The organism is Pseudomonas sp. UBA7500, assembly GCF_002478435.1.
GTDB classification, from domain to species: domain Bacteria; phylum Pseudomonadota; class Gammaproteobacteria; order Pseudomonadales; family Pseudomonadaceae; genus Aquipseudomonas; species Aquipseudomonas palmensis.
Map to the genome: position 1 here is coordinate 372 of NZ_DLNW01000045.1, position 2437 is coordinate 2808.

Sequence of the window (2437 nt, forward strand, 5' to 3'; positions counted from 1 at the left end):
GCACTGCGTGCTGGCGCTGGCGCAGGTCGTTCAGGCCCACCAGCGAGAGCAGCGTGCCGATCAGGGTCAATGGCCAGAGCCAGGCGTGAGTGGCAAGAAACGGCAGGCTGGCCAGGCTGAACGTGAGGCACGCCGCCAGGCAGGCATAACGGCTGGGAAACGAGAGGCGCATGAATCTTCCGCTGATGATGTTTGTCGCGCCTAGGATAGGCAAAGCACCGCGGCGGAAAACCCGTGGTTTCGGTAAAACAGTTTTATCCGCGCCGTGCTTGCCAGGCGCCGGGGCTCATGGGCCCGGCTGGTTGATGATCGCCAGGAACGCCTCGGCCGCCCGCGAACGGCCGTGCCGGCGGCTGATTGCATGCAGCGCGATGTGTGCATCGGCATCGCTGAGCGGGCGGTAGCACACGCCCTTGCGTTCCAGCGCGCTGGCGCAGGCCGGCACCACCGCCACGCCCTGGCCGGCGGCGACCAGGGCGATGATGGTGGTGGTCTGCTGGCCGCTGGGGCCGCGGTGCAGCGCCAGGCCGGCGTTGGCGAACAGGGTCTCGATGGCCAGGTTGAGGCCGGTGCCGTGCTGCTCGGGGTAGAGGATCACCGGGCGCTGCTGCAACTGCGCCAGGCTGACCTGCGCCTGGTCACTGAGCGGGTCGCTGACCGGCAGCGCCAGCAGCAGGGGTTCGTGCTCCAGGGTGTCGGTGTGCAGGTTGTGCTCGGCGGGGGGCGGCAGGCGGCTCAGGCCGATGTCCAGGGTGCCGTCGCGCAGCTGCGCCCACTGGTTCATCGACGCCTGTTCGATCAGGTTCAACTGCACCTCGGGGAAGGCCTGGGCGAAGCGCTGGATGGCCTGGGTGAAGCGGTCGCTCAGGGCCACGGAGCTGGCATAGCCCAGGCTCAGGTGGCCGGCCATGCCGCTGGCGAGCCTGGCGGCCATGGTTTCGGCCAGCGCCAGTTGCTCGATCACGTTGCGCGCATAGGGCACGAAGGCCTGGCCCTGCACGGTGAGGCTGACGTTGCGGCTGCTGCGCTCGAACAGGCTGAACCCCAGCTGGGCTTCCAGCGCCGAGATCTGCCGGGTCAGCGCGGGCTGGGCCAGGTGCAGGGCCTGGGCGGCGCGGCCGAAATGCAGGGCCTGGGCCACGGCCAGGAAATAGCGCAGTTTGCGGAGGTCGAGCATGGTGCACCTTGAGGTATCGATCGGTCCGAAATCGGTATTGGCCCGGGGCGAGTGGGGCGCCGTATAAAGGGCGCCACACACTTTAACGAGTTTTGCCATGCAGGCGCCTTCTTCGGCTGCGCGGGTCGCGATGTTGTTGTGCGGCTGCGCGGCGTTCCTCCCCTTGTACGCCACCCAGGGCATCCTCGCGCAACTGGCCCGGCAGTTTGCCGTGGACATTGGCCAGGTGAGCTGGAGCCTGACCATCACCACCCTGATGGTGGCGTTGACTGCGCCCTGGGTCGGCTGGCTGGCGCGGCGCTGGTCGCCGGTGACGCTGATCGTGGTGGCGGCGTTGCTGCTGGCCACCCCGGTGCTGCTGATGGCCACGGTGGGCAGCTTTGCCGAGCTGCTGCTGTGGCGGGCGGTGCAGGGCTTGCTGATACCGGTGATCTTCGCCTGCAGCGTGGCGCTGATTGGTGAGCGATGGCAGGGCGCGAGCGTGACCGAGGTCACCAGCCTGTACGTGACCGGCACCATCCTGGGCGGCTTTGCCGGGCGCTTCGTGGTGGCGTGGGTGACCGAGTACTGGGGCTGGCGCGAAGCGTTCGAAGTGCTGGCGCTGGTGGTGCTGCTGATGGGGCTGGGGATTCGCTGGCTGCTGGTGCTCGAACCGGTGCCGGCGAGCAGGCGCAGGGCCAGTGCGCCACCACGGTTTGGCTGGCCATTGTGGTCGGCGTGTGCGGTGGGGTTCTGCGTGCTGTTTTCACAGGTGGCGTCGTTCACCTATGCGGGGCTGCACCTGAGCCGGGCGCCGTTCGGGCTGGGGGCGGCGGCGCTGGGGTCGATCTATGCGGTGTTTCTGCTGGCGCTGGTGGTCACGCCGATTGCCGGCCGCCTGGCCAGGGCTCGCCCGCCGTTGCACCTGCTGATGGTGGCGGGCGTTGTCGGCGCGGTGGGCATCGGCCTGACGCTTGTGCCCACGCTGTGGGTTATCGTGTTGGGGCTGGCGTTGAGCTCGACCGGGGTGTTCCTGGCGCAGGCGGCGGCCAACACTTTCATTGCGACCACGGCCGGCGCGAACAAGGCCGGGGCGATCGGGCGCTACCTGACCTGCTATTACCTGGGCGGGAGTGCCGGCGCGCTGTTGCCGGCGGTGCTGTGGCAGCAGTGGGGTTGGACCGGGTGCGTGGTGCTGATTCTGGGGTTTCAGGCGGTGTTCATGTTGATCGGGCGGGTGGGCTGGCGCTGAACCCTTCGGCCCCTTCGCGGGTCAAGCCC

2 protein-coding genes and 1 pseudogene (1 of these 3 running past the window's edge) are annotated in these 2437 nt (G+C 68.6%); 1 reads left to right on the forward strand and 2 read right to left on the reverse strand.

Features of this window, described 5'->3' with window-relative positions:
• Positions 1-172 (reverse strand): annotated as a pseudogene (locus B4I46_RS19100) (glutamate synthase-related protein); its annotated part reaches 371 nt to the left of the window's first position; the annotation flags it as partial.
• A gap of 114 nt (positions 173-286) precedes the next feature.
• The gene (locus tag B4I46_RS19105; RefSeq protein WP_116052498.1) at positions 287-1177 is read right to left on the reverse strand and encodes a LysR family transcriptional regulator; all 891 of its coding nucleotides are present in this window, start codon (positions 1175-1177) and stop codon (positions 287-289) included.
• Positions 1178-1274: 97 nt separating this feature from the next.
• Here B4I46_RS19105 and B4I46_RS19110 point away from each other — a divergent pair, with 97 nt between their 5' ends.
• Positions 1275-2408 carry an MFS transporter gene (locus tag B4I46_RS19110; RefSeq protein ID WP_213606717.1) on the forward strand — a complete coding sequence of 378 codons (1134 nt, stop codon included), beginning with the start codon at positions 1275-1277 and terminating at the stop codon, positions 2406-2408.
• Positions 2409-2437 lie beyond the last annotated feature (29 nt).